The following is a 17,117-nucleotide window of genomic DNA, read 5'->3' as shown; positions in this document are numbered from 1 at the left end:
TAGGCCCAAACCAGCTGGGAGGAAGTGATGAAGCGACAGAACGGAGCAGGTAGCATTTCATATGCTGTATGGGTTCCTCTCTTGCTGGCTGTGGTTTGCTTACCACTCACGTTGGAGATGATCGGTCCAAATTCGTTTTATGGAGTGAGAACAACAGCGACTTTGGAGTCTACCGAAACATGGTACCGTTCCAACTTTTACGCTGGCTTAGCGGGAGTGCTAGGCGGGTTGATTGGCGCACTTCTCAATATTGGAATCGTGAGATCTTCTCACATTCCATCGCGCAGCAAGCGTTGGCTGACACTTGGCATAATTCTGGCGGTAGCTGCCGCGATTGTCGTGACAGGCTTGATTTCCATCTGACGCCGAACGTCCGCAAATGGGGTGGATTTAAGACTCACGCGAAATGTCCAATCGCCGCGCATCACCTTGCCTTGAACCGAATTCGGTGAGGCTGTGCAGAGACCCCATTTGTAGATCTGAAATTCATGTAGGGTGGGCGATTGAACCAAACTTCATAATCGCGCCCGGCTGCCGCGGTGCAACGCATTGTGTAGCTCCTTCTATCCGGCGACATCTTGTCCCCCGGTCGGCAATCCGGGAAGGTTTCCGGAGAGATTTGCACGAACGAGTAGCTGCCCTCCAGCAAGGGCCTGTCGAACCTCACGGTGAGATCGAAAGGTCCAGGTGAAATCGTGCTTCCATCCGCAGGGCTGGTTGAAACCACATTTGGAGCGGCCATTGCCGCTTCGGATGATTCACCTCCCTTGCCAAACAAAAAACCAATCAGTGCCACAGAGAAAAGGATCACGATCAAACCTCCTGCCAACGTCCAGCGCTTCCACGCATCGGATAAAGCGAAGGTTGCTCTGTCATCATTCGGATTGGACATCCCCAATCTGTGGGGCCCCTCATTTTTTGGGAGGGCACCTTCGAAGTCAGCAAACAGTCTGGCTGCGGCTCGACTGTTCGAAGCGCCTAGGTGCTTTCGCGCTTCGCTGAGGTGGTCGTTCACGGTGTGGACTGAGATACCGAGCTCTACCGCCGCTGATTTTGCGTCATGACCAGACGACAAGAGACGGAGGATCTCCTTTTGCCTCTCGGTCAGCCGTTCGATGCCCCCAAAGGTGTCCATAGGGGCTTATCTCGATTTTTTCTAATGGCAGCAACTGGGTCGTTTTCAGACATTCCAGTTTCGTCATTCAAGCGAACGCGGGGATGAAAAAGTATCTAACGGATACTCTCCTGGCCTTCGACCAGCTCAGTTTAAGCATGTGTGTGCATCAATGAATGGCAGCTTGACGGACATCCACCCGTCATGATTGCAACCTCAAGCATGAGAGCCCAGCTTTCGTTGAGGTGCCTATAGTCACATCCCTTCACCCACCTGCGTGGTAAAAATCGTAGATCTTGCGTGCTACCGCATCAGAGACGCCCGGCGCTCGCTGTAAATCATCCAATGCCGCCGCGCGAACCTTGCTTGCCGTCCCGAAATGCAAGAGCAGTGCGCGCTTGCGAGCCGGCCCGATGCCCGGGATCTCATCAAGCGGCGAAGCAGTGATCGCGCGGCTGCGTTTGGCACGGTGCGCGCCAATGACATAGCGGTGCACTTCGTCGCGCAGATTTTGCAGATGGAACAACACCGGCGAATTGGTTGGCAGGGTTTTTTCGCGCCCGTCGGGGAAGTGGAACACCTCCCGTCCCTCACGCCCGTGGTGCGGCCCCTTGGCAATTGCGATCAGCGGCACATCTTCGATACCCAATTCTTCCAGCGTATCACGCACCGAAGACATCTGGCCTTTGCCGCCATCGATCAGGACAAGGTCAGGCCAGACTGCCCCTTCACCGGAAGTCTCGCGATCTGGATCGTCCTTGATCGCGCGTTCAAACCGCCGCCGCATCACTTCGCGCATCATGCCGAAATCATCGTTGGTCTGCGCTTCCTTGATATTGAACTTGCGATACTGGTTTTTGACGAAGCCATCCGGTCCCGCAACCACCATCGCGCCAACCGCCTTGGCGCCTTGGATATGACTGTTGTCGTAAATCTCGATCCGCTGCGGCGGGCTTTCCAGCTCGAGGAATTCCGTCATTTCGCGCAAGGTCCTGGCCTTTGTGCCGCGTTCGGCCAGCCGCCGGTCAAGCGCTTCTTCAGCATTCCGGCTTGCCTGTTGCATCAGCTTGCGCCGCTCGCCGCGCTGCGGAACAGATACGCTGACCTTCCTGCCCGCCAGTTCTGACAGCGCGGCTTCTACCAGCTCGGTTTCAGGAAGCGGACGATCGACCAGCACAGTCGCCGGCGGGGGCACTTCCTCATAAAACTGCAGGATCACGTTGGAGAGAACCTGATCTTCCGCCACATCCTTGGTATGGGTCGGGAAGAAGGCCCGATGGCCCCAATTCTGCCCGCCGCGAATAAAGAATGCCTGCAGGCCGACCTGTCCGCCCTTCGTAGCTAGCGCGAACACGTCTGCATCGCCTACGCCCTGGGCATTGATAGCCTGGCTACCCTGAATGAAGGTCGCTGCACGCAATCGGTCACGCAGAATTGCGGCGGTTTCAAAATCCAGGTCTTCCGCAGCCTTCTTCATCTGTTGTTCCAGATCAGCCTGCACGGCAGAGGATTTGCCAGACAGGAAATCCTTCGCTTGGCGCGTCAGATCGGCGTAATCCGTTTCGTTGATCCGCCCCACGCACGGCGCACTGCACCGTTTGATCTGGTAAAGCAGGCAAGGCCGGTCACGGCGGCTAAAAAAACTGTCGGTGCAGGATCTGAGAAGAAACAGTTTCTGAAGCGCATTGATCGTGGTGTTGACGCTGCCCGCGCTGGCAAACGGCCCATAGTAATTGCCTTTCGCCTTGCGCGCACCGCGATGTTTCATGATGCGCGGGAAATCATGCCCTTCGCGCAGCAGGATAAAGGGAAAGCTTTTGTCATCGCGCAACAACACGTTGAATGGCGGGCGATAGCGCTTGATCAGCTGTGCTTCCAATAGCAGCGCTTCTGCCTCGCTATTGGTGGTGACGATTTCCATGCTGCGGCATTGGCTGACCATGCGCTGCAACCGATTGGTCAGTTGCGGCACTTGCGTGTAATTCGCCACCCGAGCTTTCAGACTGCGTGCCTTGCCGACGTAAAGAACGTCTCCGCGCGCATCACACATACGATACACGCCCGGCACCGGCTTGAGCGTGTCCACCGTGTCGCGGATCGCTTTCACTCCGGCTTCAAGGTCGGGCTGCGCACTCGATACCGTATAGGCCGCGCGCTCCTCATTGAAGCGTTCGGCCCCTCTCGGGTCGTGCGGAGATCCTGCTTTGGCGCGTGACATGGGATGAGAGATAGGGGGCAAGACGCGCCAACTCAATTCCGCAAACGCACACAGCTATGCACAAAGAGCATGGGGCCGCTTGCACGCTCTGCCCGCACATGCGAACGATGACACGGTCTCAGGGGGAATTGCATGAATGATCAAGTAAAGCCGCCGCGTACCGTTGGTGTCTGGGGGACCTCACTGATCCAGATCAACGGGATGATCGGTGCTGGGATCTTCGCCCTGCCTGCGGTTCTGGTCGCGGCGGTAGGCAGCTTTGCGCCGGTCATGATCATCATGGGTGGCATACTGATCTTGCCGTTGTGCCTTAGCTTTGCATGGCTTGCGACGCGCTTTGACAGAACGGGTGGCCCCGTTCTCTATGGTAAGGTAGCCTTTGGCAGCTTCGCAGGATTTCAGGCCGGCTGGGGTCGTGCTGCTTCGGGCATAGTCGCACTCGCAGCGAATACGCATGTGATGTTCAGCTATTTCGCAGCGATTTTTCCCGTTCTGGAGAACGAGACCATTAATTCTGCCGCAGTGTTTCTTACGCTGATTCTGGCGACGCTCTACAACATCCTGGGCATGCGCAGCTCGGTCAACGCACTGGGCGTATTGACCGTGCTCAAGCTTGTGCCGTTGGGGATATTGGTCTTGGCAGCGGTATTCGGAAACTTCACCTCACCGTCCATTATTCTGCCGGAATTCAGCGATGCAGAAACAGTCATTCTACTCACATTCTACGCTTTTACCGGCTTCGAAGGCGTTGTTGTACCCGCCGGTGAAATGAAGAACCCGAAACGGGATCTGCCGCGTGTAATCATTGTAACTCTTGCCGGCGTAACGCTTGCCTATGTGCTGATCATCTGGGCCTATCTGACGATAGTTACAGAGCCTTCCGGCGATGCCAACGCCTTAGCCGGAGCAGCTCAAATCGCTCTGGGGCAGGTTGGCGCGGCGATGATTGCGCTCGCAGCCGGTTTCTCGATCATGGCCAACACATTTGGCGGAATGGTTGTTGTACCACGAATTGTCTATGGAATGGCCGAGCAAGGCATGCTGCCGGGCTGGTTCGAGCGGATCCATCCGCGCTTTCTTACGCCAGCAAATGCGATCATGTTTTACGGTTTCACCGGTGCGCTGTTCAGCCTGACCGGCGGCTTTGCAGCACTTGCCGCCGCTAGCACTCTTACACGCATCCTGACCTATGTGATTACGGCTGCTGCATTGCCCATGATTGAACATCGTGAAGGCCGCATCAAGCCGCTGCATGGCCTGATGGCGGTTCTGGCGCTTGCATCGTGTGTCTGGATTGCCTCGCATGCCGGGATGCAATCATGGACAACCTTCGGCGGTCTTTTCGTTGTTGGAACAATTTTGTTCCTGATCGCACGGAGGCAAAGCGGCGATTAGCCAGAGGCGGTATGACCCGTGTTTAAAAACTACGATACCATTATCCTGGGCGGAGGGGCCGCCGGCCTGTTCTGCGCTGCGCGCGCTGGCCATCGCGGCAAACGCGTGCTGGTGCTTGAACGCGCGGCAAAGGTCGGCAAGAAAATCCTGATTTCAGGCGGTGGACGCTGCAATTTCACTAATGTGAATGCGGGCCCGGCAAACTATCTTTCCTCAAACCCGCATTTCGCCAAGAGTGCCCTCGCCCGCTACTCTCCGAAGGACTTCATCGAACTGGTCGATAGCTACGGCATCGCGCATCACGAAAAGACATTGGGTCAGCTGTTCTGTGACGGACCCGCCCAGCAGATCGTCGATCTTCTGCTGGCGGAGTGCGCAAAGGGAAATGTCGAAATCCGATGTGAAGAAGATATCGAAAAGGTCTCACACTCTGATCAAGCCTTCACAGTCATAACCCAGAACGGCACCTATTCGGCGCCTGCCTTGGTGATTGCGACTGGCGGGCCTTCGATCCCCAAGATGGGCGCGACAGGCTTTGCCTATGATCTTGCGCGGCAGTTTGGCCTCAAAGTGGTCGAGCCGCGCCCTGCCCTCGTGCCGCTGACTTTGGGCGGTGAGCAAGTGCTCTTCCGGGAGATATCCGGCGTGTCCGCGCCGGTTGTGGCCACAGCCAACAAAGCAAGCTTTGCAGAAGCGGCCTTGTTCACGCACCGCGGCCTGTCTGGCCCGGCTATCTTGCAAGTCAGTTCATATTGGAAGCCCGGCGATGCGGTCAGCATCAATTTCCTGCCTGATCACAGCGAAGGCTGGCTGCTGGAAGCCAAGCGGCTCAAACCGCGCGCAACGCTGAGGTCTGTGTTTCGCGAAGTCCTTTCCGACCGGTTGGCAGACATTCTTGCGGACAAAATCGCTCTATCCACCGAGCTAGGCAATGCGCCGGACGCTAAACTGCGCGAGGCAGAGGCCCGTCTGTCACGCTGGATATTCCAGCCCAACGGCAGCGAAGGATTTGCCAAGGCGGAAGTCACGATCGGCGGCATCTCGACCGCTGAACTATCCTCCAAGACTATGGAATCACAGAAAATTCCTGGCCTTTATGCCATTGGCGAAGCTGTAGACGTGACCGGTTGGCTGGGCGGCTACAACTTCCAATGGGCCTGGGCCAGCGCTGTTGCAGCCGCAGACGCGCTTTAGACACCTTTGGCGTCATAGCAGTTGGGGGCCCTTCCCTTGCGGAACCTCCTGACGCAGGCGGTAAGTTGACCAGGCACGCGCTTCTGTTAGCGTCTGCAACAGAAAGGTGTCTCAAGGCATCGAAACGGGAGAGAACCGTTGCGTGATAATCGCAATCGCTGACAAGCTGGCACAGGACGAAAGCGAATGGGCGCCATTCGAGCCTTCGCTCGCGCAACAGTGGATGTATCCGCACACCGGCTTCAATTAAGCACCGAAAACTCGCTTATTGTCAGAAGACCTTGCGGATATCGATCCCGAGGTAGCGCCCGTTCGGATCGATCAAGAACGGTTGATAGCGGAGCGGCGTATCGCCGTTGTCATCGACAATCCGGCGCTGCGCATCGAACACATTGTTCGCCAATAGCGACACTGTAAGCCCCTTCAGCGGACCATTCTCTGCCCCGGTGAGCGTGCCCAGATTGGCAAAAACGCGCAGATTGAATGTGGCCAGATCTTCAAAGAACAGCGGGCTTGCGCCGGTTACGGCATTTCCGTTGATACGGGCTTTGCCAGTGTAAAAGCCTGACAAACGGATACCTTTCCCATCGCGGAAGAAACCGGCCTGGAGCTGGGTCGAATGTCGCGGCTGGCCGAAATCGCTTTGCGTATCACCATCGAGCAGATCCAGCGCGTCTCCGCCCTCTGCAATAAGGATCTGGTTTTCCAATTCAATCGTGTGGTTAAGGCTAGCAAAGTAGCGCCCTCGCCCGTCGCGTCCGAAGCCGCCCGAGATCGGGTTGGGTATAGTGCCCGCGGGGCGTTGTTCGGAGCTATCGCCGCCGGAGGGCCCACCGCGCATTTGTTCCGGATCCATCGAGCAGATCCGCTCGCGGAATTGGCCAAGGCGTTCACGATCAATCGAGCCGTCTTCGCCCTTGAACCGTTCGAGCATGCGCTGCGCGCGCGTCAAATCAAGGTCAGGAAACTGCTCGGATAAATCTTCGCCACGCTCGACCGCTCCGGCGATCTGTTCCAGAAACGCCATACCATCATCGGCGCACAGCTTTTCGCGGAAAGCCATGAAGCGCTCACGCTGTTCAGGCGTAGGCGGGCCGCGGCCTTCAGCGCCGGGCGGCGGACCTGGCCGCCCTTCACGCCGCATTCCGGCGGAAGGGCCGCGCCGTCCACCATCAGCCTCTCCTGAAGCCGAACCGCCCCACGATCCGCGCGTGAACAGGCCGAACACAAGCCGCTCGCTGCGCGCGCTGTCGAAGGTTACAGAGCGTCGGTCGAGCGAGACCAGATTTCCGCCTGCATCGCGCACCACCCGATCGGGAAAAGCGGCTTCGGTTTCTGCCGTCAAAGCCGGAAAGCCGCGCGTCACATCGCTTGATCGGTTGCTAATATACTCGCCGAAGAACGTCGTATTATCCCAAAACGGGATTTGCCAATTCGCACTGAAGCGCCAATCACGCTGAGTCTCAGCCAGCAAGTCAGGGTTCCCGCCGCTGGTCACCGTTGCCAGGACTGTCTCTCCATTGACCAGATCGAACACCGGCACATTAAAGGTCGTGACGGTCGGGCTGCCCAGATCGCTCAATCCCGGCGCAGCTTCGCGCCATACGTAGGTAGCGGCCAGGTTGAGCCGATTTGTGGGCGCCCAGTTCAGCCCCGCCGTCCAATCCATCAGCGAGCCGAAGTCTGACAAATCCTCAAAGCCGATGCTACCATTGAGCGAGAAGCTGCCCAGCGTATCGAGAAAGCCCTCTCTGCGGCTGGTGAGTGGAACAACGATACTGACGCCGCCTTCGAATTGGCGACGCGAAAGCTGCGTCTCGCCAGCGGTTCGGGTGTCTTCGCTATTGATGCGCTGCCAGTTGAGGCCAAGATCGAATGTTGTCGAAACCTCTCCGGAAGGAAGCAGCAGCGGGCTGCCGCGCAGGGTCGCCTTGTTGACGGTAGTGATGGTCTGACTGCGCGCCACGTCGAAGCCGGCGTCAGCTTGTACGGGAATCAGCCCGTCGATCGCCAGCGTTCCTGAAGCCGCCGCGTCGATCAGTGCCTGTGTATCGACGCGCCTGTCGATCTCGGTCTCGTTTTCGATCAGACTGGCGTCTGCGGTTGCAGTGAGTTGATAGCCGCCAAGCTGGCGCGAATAGCTCGCTGAACTGGACAGCGTATCGCGCGCATTTCGTATCTCCAACGGATCGTCCGCCCCGAAGGTGCGAAAGGCGCTACTGCCATCAGGCGCGGTTAGCAGCACGCCATTGAGCCCCGACAAGCCAGTTCCATCAAAGCGATCATATTGCAGGTTCAGACTGACCGATGCTCCGCTGTCCAGAAAAGCTTTCGCCCAGTTAATCGACGCTTGCAGCTCGCGCGTGTCGTTGACCAGGCTGCGAAACTGCGCGGGATCAGGATCGCTGGCGAGATCTGAAACCGAACCATCTGTCTGGACTATGTCCCTTTCAGCCTCGGTCAGTTGATTGCGATCACTGGCCTCAAGGTTGAAGTTCATCCGCGCGCCATCATTGATCGTCAGCAGAGCGAATTCCTGCCCATTGCGCCAGTATCCGCCACGGTCCGGCGCCTCGAACTCCAACTCGACTTCGCGGCTGGAGAAATTCTCTTTCAGGATGATGTTCACCACACGCCGATCCGGGGCAAAGCCAAAACGCTGGGCCACCTCCTCTGGCATCACTTCGACTTTAGCCACCGATTCAGGTGGGTAGCTTCGCAACTCGCGAAAGCTGCCAATGCGGATGCCGTTGACCAGGAAGACAGGTCGACCACCGCCCCGTCCTTGGGAAGATCCCGTTTGCGGTCCGATCGCTTCGATCAACTCTTCGATCGAATTGGCGCCAAGCGAGGCAATATCAGCTTCGTTCAACTCGAGCAGCGGCGGTTGCTCTACATCGAGCTGACCACGCAGCCGCTCCGCCTGCACGACGATTGTGCCCGGAGCTGCTGGGGACGTATTGACCTCTACCGGCTGGGCCGCGTCTGGATTTTCTTGTTGCGCATGCGCGACAGTTCCAAAACCAACGCTAAGGCAGGTTGCGCTCAAAAGAAGATATCGGGGTGACATAGAGGCGCATTTCTCTCAATCGAAGCGGACTGACAAGCCGCTGAATTGTATCGGTTTGCATTAATGGTTACGAAACGTGGCGCATTTCAGACGCATGGATGATTGCGGCTACAACGCACGAGGCTTCCCTTTTGCTCCCGGCGCGGCTAAAGCGCGCCAAATTCGACACTCACTAGGTAAAGCTAAGGAATTTCATGGCTAAAGAAGAACTCCTCGAAATGCGCGGCAAGGTGGTCGAACTGCTGCCTAATGCGATGTTCCGGGTCGAGCTCGAGAATGGCCACGAAGTCCTTGGCCACACTGCCGGCAAAATGCGCAAGAACCGCATTCGCGTTTTGGTGGGTGACGAAGTGTTGTGTGAACTCACACCTTATGACCTGACCAAGGCGCGTATCACCTATCGCTTCATGCCAGGTCGCGGCGGCCCGGGCCAAGGCCCCGGCCCAGCCTAAGCGCGCTGCTCGGATATGAGCGCGCCCATCCTGATACTTGGATCTGCCAGTCCACGTCGCCGCGAGTTGCTCGCGCGTCTGGGCGTGGTCCCTGATGCAGTCTCTCCTGCAGAGATCGACGAGACTCCGTTAAGGAGCGAGCTTCCGCGCGACTATGCCAAGCGCATGGCGCGCGAGAAAGCGATGGCAGTGTCTGGCAACGGGCACATTCTGGCAGGAGACACCGTCGTCGCGGCCGGGCGCCGCATTCTGCCGAAAGCCGAAGATGAAGCAACCGCACGCCAGTGCCTTGAGCTGTTGTCGGGGCGGAGGCACCGCGTACTGTCCGCGATTGCGCTGAAATCTTCCGATGGTGCCCTGCACGAGAAGCTAAGCGAGACCATCGTACGCTTCAAACGGTTGAGCGAAGCCGAAATCGCCGCCTATCTCGCCAGCGGTGAGTGGGAGGGCAAGGCTGGTGGCTATGCGATCCAGGGCATAGCTGAAGGGCTGATCGCATGGATTCAGGGCAGTCACTCTGGCGTAGTCGGCCTTCCCCTGTTCGAGACCCGCGCGCTGCTCAAAACCGCTGGATTCAACATTGGCTGAGTGGCTGATCGAGTATGGCATCGGTGAAGATCGCGCGATGCTGGTCGAAGGCGAAAGGGTGCTCGCAGCAAAGCTTCACTGGCCCGGCGAGATATTCGCGGGACAGATAGTTGAAGCGAAGCTGGTGTCGCGCGCCGCCGGATCGAGCCGCGGCACTGCGGTAACACAAACTGGCTCGCAAATCCTGCTTGATCGCATCCCTAAAGAGGTAACCGAAGGCAGCATGGTCGAAGTGGCGATCACTCGCCCGCCCATTGCAGAGATCGGTCGCACGAAACTTGCCCAAGGGCGCGTGACTGACGGCCTCCAGCACGGCAAGAATTCGTCATTTGACGGGCTCGATGCTCGCGCCATGCCGGGGTTCCCTTCCGGATTGTGGGAAGATATCTGGCACACAGCGTCCTCTGGTCAGGTCGATTTCGCAGGCGGATCAGCGATCTTCAGTGCGACCCCGGCGATGACATTGATCGACATTGATGGCGAAGGGTCGCCCAAAGAACTCTCGCTCGCGGCTATCCCAGCGATTGCACAGGGCATGGCGTGGTTTGATCTTGGCGGGAATATCGGGATAGACTTCCCTACCATCGAAGCAAAATCAGATCGCAAGGCAGTCGATAGCGCTCTGGCGAAAGCACTCGATCACTGGCCGCATGAGCGCACCGCAATGAACGGATTTGGCTTTGTACAGATCGTCGCACGGCTAGTGGGGCCATCATTGGTTCACCGATTCGCTTCTTCACGCACCGGCATGTGCGCCCGCTATGCCCTGCGCGTTGCCGAGCGGGCCGAAGGCGCAGGCGTAACCCTGCTCACCGTCCACCCGGCGATCAAAGCCAAGCTCAAACCCGAATGGCTAGATGAATTGCGCAGGCGCACGGGTCGTGAATTGCGCGTAGAAGCCGATCCCGGCCTTGCGCTTGAAGCGCCAAGTGCGCAAGTAATCGGGTCATGAGCAAATCTTCCAAACCCTGCCCCATCTGCAAGCGACCACGAACCGAGGAATTCACGCCCTTTTGTTCCAGCCGGTGCAAAGACCGTGATCTGGCGAAGTGGTTCGGCGACGGCTATGCCTTGCCCGGCCGACCAGCAGCTCCGGAAGAAATCGCGGGAGAGATCATCCGCGAAGAACGCGACTGAAGCCGCGCTCCGGGAAAATCCGCCATTTCCTTCCCAAATACCCCTTGCCAAGCCCGCGCACCTTCGCCATAGGCGCGCTCTCACTCGCTCGCCGGTGTTTCAACGCACCCGCGCCGCAGCGATGCCTCGGTAGCTCAGTTGGTAGAGCATACGACTGAAAATCGTAGTGTCGGTGGTTCGATCCCGCCCCGAGGCACCACTCCCTTTCTCTGTGCGCAGACCGATACGGCAAGATTGCCAATTCGCCCGCTTCCGACTATGGTAACCACTCTCGCCCCGGTCGCCCTTTTGCGCATTTGCAAGGCCAGCCGGGGCGCATGTATTTTTGCAGCAAGAAAGCAAAGCCCATGTCGCGTCGCCGCCAGATCTACGAAGGCAAGGCCAAGATCCTTTATGAAGGCCCGGAGCCGGGCACGATCATCCAGTATTTCAAGGATGATGCGACCGCGTTCAACGCGGAGAAAAAGGGCACAATCAATGGCAAGGGTGTGATCAATAATCGCATCAGCGAACATGTGTTCACCCGCCTTGCGCATATCGGGATCCCGACCCACTTTATCCGCCGCTTGAACATGCGCGAGCAACTTGTCCGGCAGGCCGAAATCATCCCGATCGAGGTGGTGGTGCGCAATGTCGCGGCAGGCTCAATCTGTAAACGGTTGGGTATGGAAGAAGGCGATCCCCTGCCCCACACTCTGATCGAATATTATTATAAAGACGATGCTCTGGGCGATCCGCTGGTTTCCGAAGAGCACATTGCGTGTTTCAACTGGGCCGGCCCGGAGGAAATGCAGGACATCGCCAGCATGGCGATCCGCATCAATGACTTCATGAGCGGCATGTTCGCAGCGATCGATATTCGCCTGATCGACTTCAAACTGGAATTCGGCCGCATATTCGATGGCGATTTCAGCCGCGTGATCCTGGCTGACGAGATCAGCCCCGACGGCTGCCGTCTTTGGGATATGATGACAGGCGAGAAGCTCGACAAGGACCGTTTCCGGCGCGATCTGGGCGGCGAAAGCGAAGCTTATCAAGAGGTCGCGCGACGCCTTGGCCTGCTGCAGAATGACGACAACGGCCCCGGCGAAGTGTTCGATATGTCGAGCCATCGCAGCCGCCTACGCGGGACGCCACCTCTTCCCAAGAAATAGGCCGCCCACAGCCTATTCGATTCAGTAATTTGTCAGCCTGTGCGAGGCAGGTAAGCATGCATCATGCGTTTGTTTGCCTCGTTAGCGACCTTTGTCGCAGTCGCCTTATCGCCCACGCTGTTGCTTGCGCAGGAAAGCGCGCCGGATGAGCCCGCTTGGGCATTCGAGGACAGCGACATTCCGGTCGACCCGGCATTCCGGTTTGGCGAGCTAGACAATGGCATGCGCTACATACTGCGGCAAAACTCTACGCCCGAAGACACTGCGCTGGTACGGCTGTATATCGGCTCCGGTTCGCTCGATGAAACTGATAGCGAGCGCGGCCTTGCGCACTTCGTGGAACACATGGCGTTCAACGGTTCAAAACGGATTCCCGAAGGCGAAATGATCCCTCTGCTCGAACGTGAAGGACTTGCGTTCGGGGCAGACACCAATGCCAGCACTGGCTTTGATCGTACGCTCTATATGCTCAATCTGCCGCGCAATGACGAGGACTTGCTGGAAACCGCGCTGATGTTGATGCGGGAGACCGCGAGTGAATTGCTGATCGAGCAGGAAGCGGTTGATCGCGAGCGCGGCATCATCTTGGCAGAACGGCGTGATCGCAACAATTTCGCATTCAAGGCAGCTGTTGACGAGTTTGAATTTGCTGCGCCGGACGCGCGGTTTGTCCAGCGCGTACCGATCGGAACGTTGGAGGTGCTCGAGAATGCCGACGCAGAGCATTTGCGCGGCTTTTACGAACGCACTTATGTGCCTAAAAACGCAGTGCTGGTGATCGTTGGCGATTACCCAGAGGAACTGCTCGAAGACCGCGTGAAGCACTGGTTTGCTGACTGGCAGGGTGGCGCAGAGCGAACCGATCCAATCACCGGGCCAGTCGACATCACCCGTACCAATGAAACCGACATCTATGTTGACCAGGCGCTCAACGAAACCGTCTCCGTCACGCGTTACGCACCTTGGGAAGAGCGTAAAGACACGGTCGCAAATCGCCAACAGAACCTGCTGCGAGAGGTTGGTTACGGCATAATCAACCGGCGTCTCGCGACACTCGCGCGGGCAGAAAACGCACCTTTCAGAGCGGCAAGTTTTGGCACGAGCGATCTGTTCGAGGAAGCACGCTCTACGAGCCTGACTGTCACCACTTCAGATAACGAATGGCGCAGCGGAATGATTGCTGCCGGAACAGAGCTGCGCAAGGCGTTGCAGTACGGTTTCAGCGAAGCCGAGGTCGCCGAGCAAGTCGCACGTCTGCGCACAAGCATTGAGAACAGCGCTCGTTCTGCGAATACGCGCAGCAATGGTGCATTGGTCTCTGCCGCACTTGGTCTGGTGCAAGAGGAGAATGTCCCCTCCACACCGGAAAGCTCACTGGATCGCTTTGAAGCTTTCGCTGATGAGATTACGCCGGAGGTCGCATTCGCAGCCGTGCTGGCGGATACGGCTGAGCTGACTGACCCGTTGATACGGTATCAAGGCCGGACAGAGCCAGAAGGTGGCGCGGAAGGGCTAACCTCCGCATGGGCAGAGGTTGAAGCGGCAGTGATTACCGCGCCTGAATTCGCTGAAATGGCAGAATTCGCCTATCAGTATTTTGGCACTCCGGGTGACATCGTTTCCGACGAGACAGAGGAACGGCTCGGCATCCGCATGATCCGCTTCGCCAATGGCGTAATGCTCAATTTGAAACAGACCGATATCAACGAGGATCGCATTCAGTTCCGTGTGCAGCTCGATGGCGGCGACCTGCTGAATACCAAGGACGCACCGCTGACCACGGCATTGGTAAGTTCGCTGGCAGGCGGAGGTCTGGGAAAGCATTCACAAGACGAACTGGTCAGCATTCTGGCGGGCCGCAGCGTTCGCCTGGCGTTGTCTTCCGCCGACAAGGGTTTCCAGATGTCCGGAACCACGACCCCGCGCGATCTTTTGCTTCAGATGCAGCTGCTCACCGCAGGGATTACCGACCCGGGCTATCGCCCGGAAGCGATCGAACGTTTCCGCAGAGGTGTCGCGCAATTCTTCGCAAGCATGGATGCGACGCCGGGACAGGCGCTGGGCAACAATATCGGCGCAATCCTGTCTGATGGCGATCCGCGTTTCTCGCTTCAGTCTGAAGAAGCTTATAACGCGCTGTCATTCGATCGGTTGCGCGAAGACATCAGTGATCGTTTGGCCAATGGGGCGATCGAGATCGCCATGGTCGGAGAATTTGATCAGCAAGCAGCGATCGATGCTGTCGCAGCAACATTCGGCGCGCTGCCAGAACGCGAAGCCGAGTTCCAGCCCCGCGAAGAAGCTCGTGAACGTACTTTCACCGCAGATCGTGAAACGCGCATCATCACGCATTCTGGCGAGCCAGATCAGGCGCTTATCCGGATTGTCTGGCCCACCACCGACGATACCGACTATGCAGAAAACATTCGTCTGAGCCTGCTTGCCCGCGTTGTCCAAATCCGCTTGCAAGAAGTGCTCCGCGAAGAGCTTGGCCAGGCCTATTCACCTGGCGCGAACAGTTCACTGTCGCGAACATGGCGCGATTACGGCACATTCGATATCAATGTCGCGGTTGATTATGAGCAAGTTGATGCAGCGAGCAGCGCGATCATGGGAATGATCGCGGGGCTGCGCGAAAGTGTGGTTTCAGACACGGTTGACAGGGCGCGCGCACCGCTGCTCGAACAGTATGACAATTTGCTCAAGACGCTGGGTGGCTGGATGTCGCTGGCAGACAATGCACAGAGTGAAGCGGAGCGGTTGGAACGGTATTTCAACGCACCAGACATGATCCGCGCAGTGACACCGGACGATATTCGTGGTGCAGCACAAACCTATCTCTCTCCGGATGAAGCAGTGCAGATCATCGTTGTTCCAAAGAACGTTCAGGCTGAATATTCGCATTTGCCGGTGGGCAACCACGTGCATCACGATTGCAACATGCACCCATCGCGCTATAGGGCTGCGCATATTGCGGGCACGCGCAAAGCCGCCATGCCCCACCAGAGGAGCTGCTCATGAAAGTCCGTGTCCTGGTTCGATTGAAGCCCGGAGTTCTCGACCCCCAAGGCCGCGCAGTCCACCATTCTCTTGAAGGGCTCGGTTTCGAAGGTGTTGAAAACGTGCGCATCGGGCGTGTTATCGAAATGGATCTGGCCGATGGTACAAGTGAAGCAGCCATCGATGATATGTGTCAGAAGCTGCTCGCCAACATGGTGATCGAGGATTACTCGATCGAAAAGCTCGGTCAGACGGAGCCCGCCTGATGTCTTTCCGCGCAGCTGTGATCACATTCCCGGGGTCCAATTGCGATCGGGACATGGCAGTGGCGATCGAGCAAGTCTCGGGTACCGCTCCCTTGCAGGTCTGGCATGGAGACGATGCCCTGCCACAAGGCCTCGACTTTATCGCGCTGCCCGGCGGTTTTTCCTACGGCGACTATTTGCGCTCTGGTGCCATGGCCTCGCGGAGCCCGATCATGAAAGCGGTGGTGAAAGCTGCCGAAGCAGGCGTGCCGGTCCTCGGCGTCTGCAATGGCTTCCAGGTGTTGACTGAGGCCGGTCTCTTGCCCGGCGCATTGATGCGCAACGCAGGCCAGAACTTCATCTGCCGAACGATGCCTTTGACGGTTGAAAACAACCAGACCCTGTTCACAAGCGCCTATGAAGCTGGTGAAACTGTCCGCATTCCGGTGGCACATCACGACGGTAATTTCTTCGCGGATGACGATACGCTGGACCGGATCGAGGGCGAAGGTCGCGTGGCGTTTCGCTACGCCGAACCGTGCAATGGCTCTCGCCGTGACATTGCGGGCATCCTCAATGCATCAGGCAATGTTCTGGGCATGATGCCGCACCCCGAACGTGCGATTGAAGACGTGCTGGGCAGCAGCAATGGCCGCCGCTTGTTTGAAAGCGTGATTGGAAGCCTGGTCAGCGCTTAGGCGCGTTGTTGATTGTGCCGCACGGCAAAGATCTTGCCGGCATCTTCGGCGGACATGGGCCTGCCGAAGTAGTATCCCTGGATCTTGTCGCAACCTAGCTCACGGATAAGCTTCGCTTGCTCGGGGGTTTCAACACCTTCAGCGGTGGTGGTCATTTCAAGACTTTGCGCCATCGCCACAACCGCACGGATAATCGCGAGGCTTTCTGCGCTTTGTTGTGCAGCGCCGATCACAAATGTTCGGTCAATCTTGATGGTCGAGAAACGCAGCTTGCGGATGTAACCCAGCGAAGAATAGCCTGTCCCAAAGTCGTCCAAGGCCACGCTGCAACCCAGAGCCATGACTTGCTCAAGCGCATTTCGCGCAACACTGGCATCGCGGACAAAGATGCTTTCGGTCACTTCGATCTCCAGCCTTTGTGGGCGAAGACCAATATCCCGACCGGAGCAGCCGTGTAGAACAGGGTTGAAGCAGTGATCAGAACTGCCACGATGGTCCAGACCACGGCGCTTTCCACGCCACCCGCCTGTGGGGCAAAGACCAGCAATGCGACCGACCACAGCAGACCGGACGCAACGGGCGTAACCAATTGGTACCGGAATTCCTCTTTGGTGATCCTGCGCTTGTTAGTGTCGGCCAAACCGTTGTCGAACCTCATGCCGCGCAGGTGTGCCCACTGCTCGTCCGCCGGATCATTCAGACCCAGAACTGCGGCAGTGGAAAAACGCATTGGTTCGTCAACAAAGGCAGATTCGTGCTCGCTCACGCCATCGCAGTTAACGCGGAAAGGTTATATCGCGGTAAATGCAGGCCTAATAATCGAATAGCCCGTCAGCCAAACGATCAAAATTG

Annotated in this window: 15 protein-coding genes, 1 tRNA gene and 1 pseudogene; 12 read left to right on the top strand and 5 right to left on the bottom strand. The window is 57.7% G+C overall.

Going from position 1 to position 17,117, the window contains the following annotated elements; all coding sequences use genetic code 11:
- Positions 1-27: 27 nt before the first annotated feature.
- On the top strand, positions 28-363 hold the full coding sequence (locus QQX03_RS11555) for an SdpI family protein (protein ID WP_432762810.1): 336 nt from the start codon (positions 28-30) through the stop codon (positions 361-363).
- A 61-nt stretch (positions 364-424) separates the two neighbouring features.
- Here the strand turns inward: QQX03_RS11555 and QQX03_RS06265 are convergent, their stop codons facing one another.
- A complete protein-coding gene (locus tag QQX03_RS06265; RefSeq protein ID WP_285974907.1) occupies positions 425-1,135 on the bottom strand; it encodes a LuxR C-terminal-related transcriptional regulator in 711 nt (236 codons plus the stop codon).
- A gap of 244 nt (positions 1,136-1,379) precedes the next feature.
- Positions 1,380-3,332, bottom strand: coding sequence for an excinuclease ABC subunit UvrC (gene uvrC / locus QQX03_RS06260; protein WP_285974906.1), 1,953 nt, complete (start codon positions 3,330-3,332; stop codon positions 1,380-1,382).
- Between the two features lie 132 nt (positions 3,333-3,464).
- Here uvrC and QQX03_RS06255 point away from each other — a divergent pair, with 132 nt between their 5' ends.
- Both QQX03_RS06255 and QQX03_RS06250 read left to right on the top strand, forming a co-directional pair.
- Positions 3,465-4,727, top strand: a complete 1,263-nt coding sequence (locus QQX03_RS06255) for an APC family permease (RefSeq protein WP_285974905.1) — start codon at positions 3,465-3,467, stop codon at positions 4,725-4,727.
- 18 nt (positions 4,728-4,745) lie between these two features.
- Complete coding sequence (locus QQX03_RS06250) at positions 4,746-5,921, top strand: BaiN/RdsA family NAD(P)/FAD-dependent oxidoreductase (RefSeq protein WP_285974904.1); 1,176 nt, start codon at positions 4,746-4,748, stop codon at positions 5,919-5,921.
- 271 nt (positions 5,922-6,192) lie between these two features.
- On the opposite strand, the gene QQX03_RS06245 is transcribed toward QQX03_RS06250, so the two are convergent.
- Positions 6,193-8,991, bottom strand: coding sequence for a TonB-dependent receptor (locus QQX03_RS06245; RefSeq protein WP_285974903.1), 2,799 nt, complete (start codon positions 8,989-8,991; stop codon positions 6,193-6,195).
- Positions 8,992-9,185: 194 nt separating this feature from the next.
- Here QQX03_RS06245 and infA point away from each other — a divergent pair, with 194 nt between their 5' ends.
- From infA to purQ, 9 genes are all read left to right on the top strand, one after another.
- Entirely contained in the window at positions 9,186-9,443 is a 258-nt protein-coding gene (infA, locus tag QQX03_RS06240) for a translation initiation factor IF-1 (RefSeq protein ID WP_067600927.1), read from the top strand.
- A gap of 15 nt (positions 9,444-9,458) precedes the next feature.
- Positions 9,459-10,031, top strand: a complete 573-nt coding sequence (locus tag QQX03_RS06235) for a Maf family protein (RefSeq protein WP_285974902.1) — start codon at positions 9,459-9,461, stop codon at positions 10,029-10,031.
- Positions 10,024-10,983, top strand: coding sequence for an Rne/Rng family ribonuclease (locus QQX03_RS06230; protein ID WP_285974901.1), 960 nt, complete (start codon positions 10,024-10,026; stop codon positions 10,981-10,983). Before QQX03_RS06235 ends, QQX03_RS06230 begins: the two co-directional genes overlap by 8 nt.
- Positions 10,980-11,168 carry a DNA gyrase inhibitor YacG gene (locus tag QQX03_RS06225; RefSeq protein ID WP_285974900.1) on the top strand — a complete coding sequence of 63 codons (189 nt, stop codon included), beginning with the start codon at positions 10,980-10,982 and terminating at the stop codon, positions 11,166-11,168. Before QQX03_RS06230 ends, QQX03_RS06225 begins: the two co-directional genes overlap by 4 nt.
- A gap of 123 nt (positions 11,169-11,291) precedes the next feature.
- Positions 11,292-11,367: transfer RNA gene (locus tag QQX03_RS06220), tRNA-Phe, on the top strand.
- Between the two features lie 148 nt (positions 11,368-11,515).
- Positions 11,516-12,322, top strand: a complete 807-nt coding sequence (purC, locus tag QQX03_RS06215) for a phosphoribosylaminoimidazolesuccinocarboxamide synthase (RefSeq protein ID WP_285974899.1) — start codon at positions 11,516-11,518, stop codon at positions 12,320-12,322.
- 63 nt (positions 12,323-12,385) lie between these two features.
- Entirely contained in the window at positions 12,386-15,343 is a 2,958-nt protein-coding gene (locus tag QQX03_RS06210) for a M16 family metallopeptidase (protein ID WP_285974898.1), read from the top strand.
- Positions 15,340-15,588: a phosphoribosylformylglycinamidine synthase subunit PurS gene (gene purS, locus QQX03_RS06205; RefSeq protein WP_285974897.1), complete on the top strand. Its 249-nt coding sequence runs from the start codon at positions 15,340-15,342 to the stop codon at positions 15,586-15,588. The genes QQX03_RS06210 and purS overlap by 4 nt, the downstream gene beginning before the upstream one ends.
- Positions 15,588-16,265: a phosphoribosylformylglycinamidine synthase subunit PurQ gene (gene purQ, locus QQX03_RS06200; RefSeq protein ID WP_285974896.1), complete on the top strand. Its 678-nt coding sequence runs from the start codon at positions 15,588-15,590 to the stop codon at positions 16,263-16,265. The genes purS and purQ overlap by 1 nt, the downstream gene beginning before the upstream one ends.
- Here purQ and QQX03_RS06195 read toward each other — a convergent pair.
- Positions 16,262-16,696 (bottom strand): annotated as a pseudogene (locus QQX03_RS06195) (EAL domain-containing protein); the annotation flags it as partial. The gene purQ and the pseudogene QQX03_RS06195 sit on opposite strands and share 4 nt — an antisense overlap.
- Positions 16,663-17,031, bottom strand: coding sequence for a hypothetical protein (locus tag QQX03_RS06190; RefSeq protein WP_285977025.1), 369 nt, complete (start codon positions 17,029-17,031; stop codon positions 16,663-16,665). The gene QQX03_RS06190 and the pseudogene QQX03_RS06195, both read right to left, overlap by 34 nt.
- Positions 17,032-17,117: the final 86 nt, after the last annotated feature.

This window comes from Altererythrobacter rubellus (assembly GCF_030284385.1).
Lineage (GTDB): Bacteria > Pseudomonadota > Alphaproteobacteria > Sphingomonadales > Sphingomonadaceae > Erythrobacter > Erythrobacter rubellus.
This window is presented reverse-complemented; position numbering and strand designations above follow the sequence as displayed.

Coding starts and splice junctions, on each gene's coding strand:
- QQX03_RS11555 (WP_432762810.1), top strand. CDS start 28: ATGAAGCGACAGAACGGAGCAGGTAGCATTTCATATGCTGTATGGGTT.
- QQX03_RS06265 (WP_285974907.1), bottom strand. CDS start 1,135: ATGGACACCTTTGGGGGCATCGAACGGCTGACCGAGAGGCAAAAGGAG.
- uvrC (WP_285974906.1), bottom strand. CDS start 3,332: ATGTCACGCGCCAAAGCAGGATCTCCGCACGACCCGAGAGGGGCCGAA.
- QQX03_RS06255 (WP_285974905.1), top strand. CDS start 3,465: ATGAATGATCAAGTAAAGCCGCCGCGTACCGTTGGTGTCTGGGGGACC.
- QQX03_RS06245 (WP_285974903.1), bottom strand. CDS start 8,991: ATGTCACCCCGATATCTTCTTTTGAGCGCAACCTGCCTTAGCGTTGGT.
- infA (WP_067600927.1), top strand. CDS start 9,186: ATGGCTAAAGAAGAACTCCTCGAAATGCGCGGCAAGGTGGTCGAACTG.
- QQX03_RS06235 (WP_285974902.1), top strand. CDS start 9,459: ATGAGCGCGCCCATCCTGATACTTGGATCTGCCAGTCCACGTCGCCGC.
- QQX03_RS06225 (WP_285974900.1), top strand. CDS start 10,980: ATGAGCAAATCTTCCAAACCCTGCCCCATCTGCAAGCGACCACGAACC.
- purC (WP_285974899.1), top strand. CDS start 11,516: ATGTCGCGTCGCCGCCAGATCTACGAAGGCAAGGCCAAGATCCTTTAT.
- QQX03_RS06210 (WP_285974898.1), top strand. CDS start 12,386: ATGCGTTTGTTTGCCTCGTTAGCGACCTTTGTCGCAGTCGCCTTATCG.
- purS (WP_285974897.1), top strand. CDS start 15,340: ATGAAAGTCCGTGTCCTGGTTCGATTGAAGCCCGGAGTTCTCGACCCC.
- purQ (WP_285974896.1), top strand. CDS start 15,588: ATGTCTTTCCGCGCAGCTGTGATCACATTCCCGGGGTCCAATTGCGAT.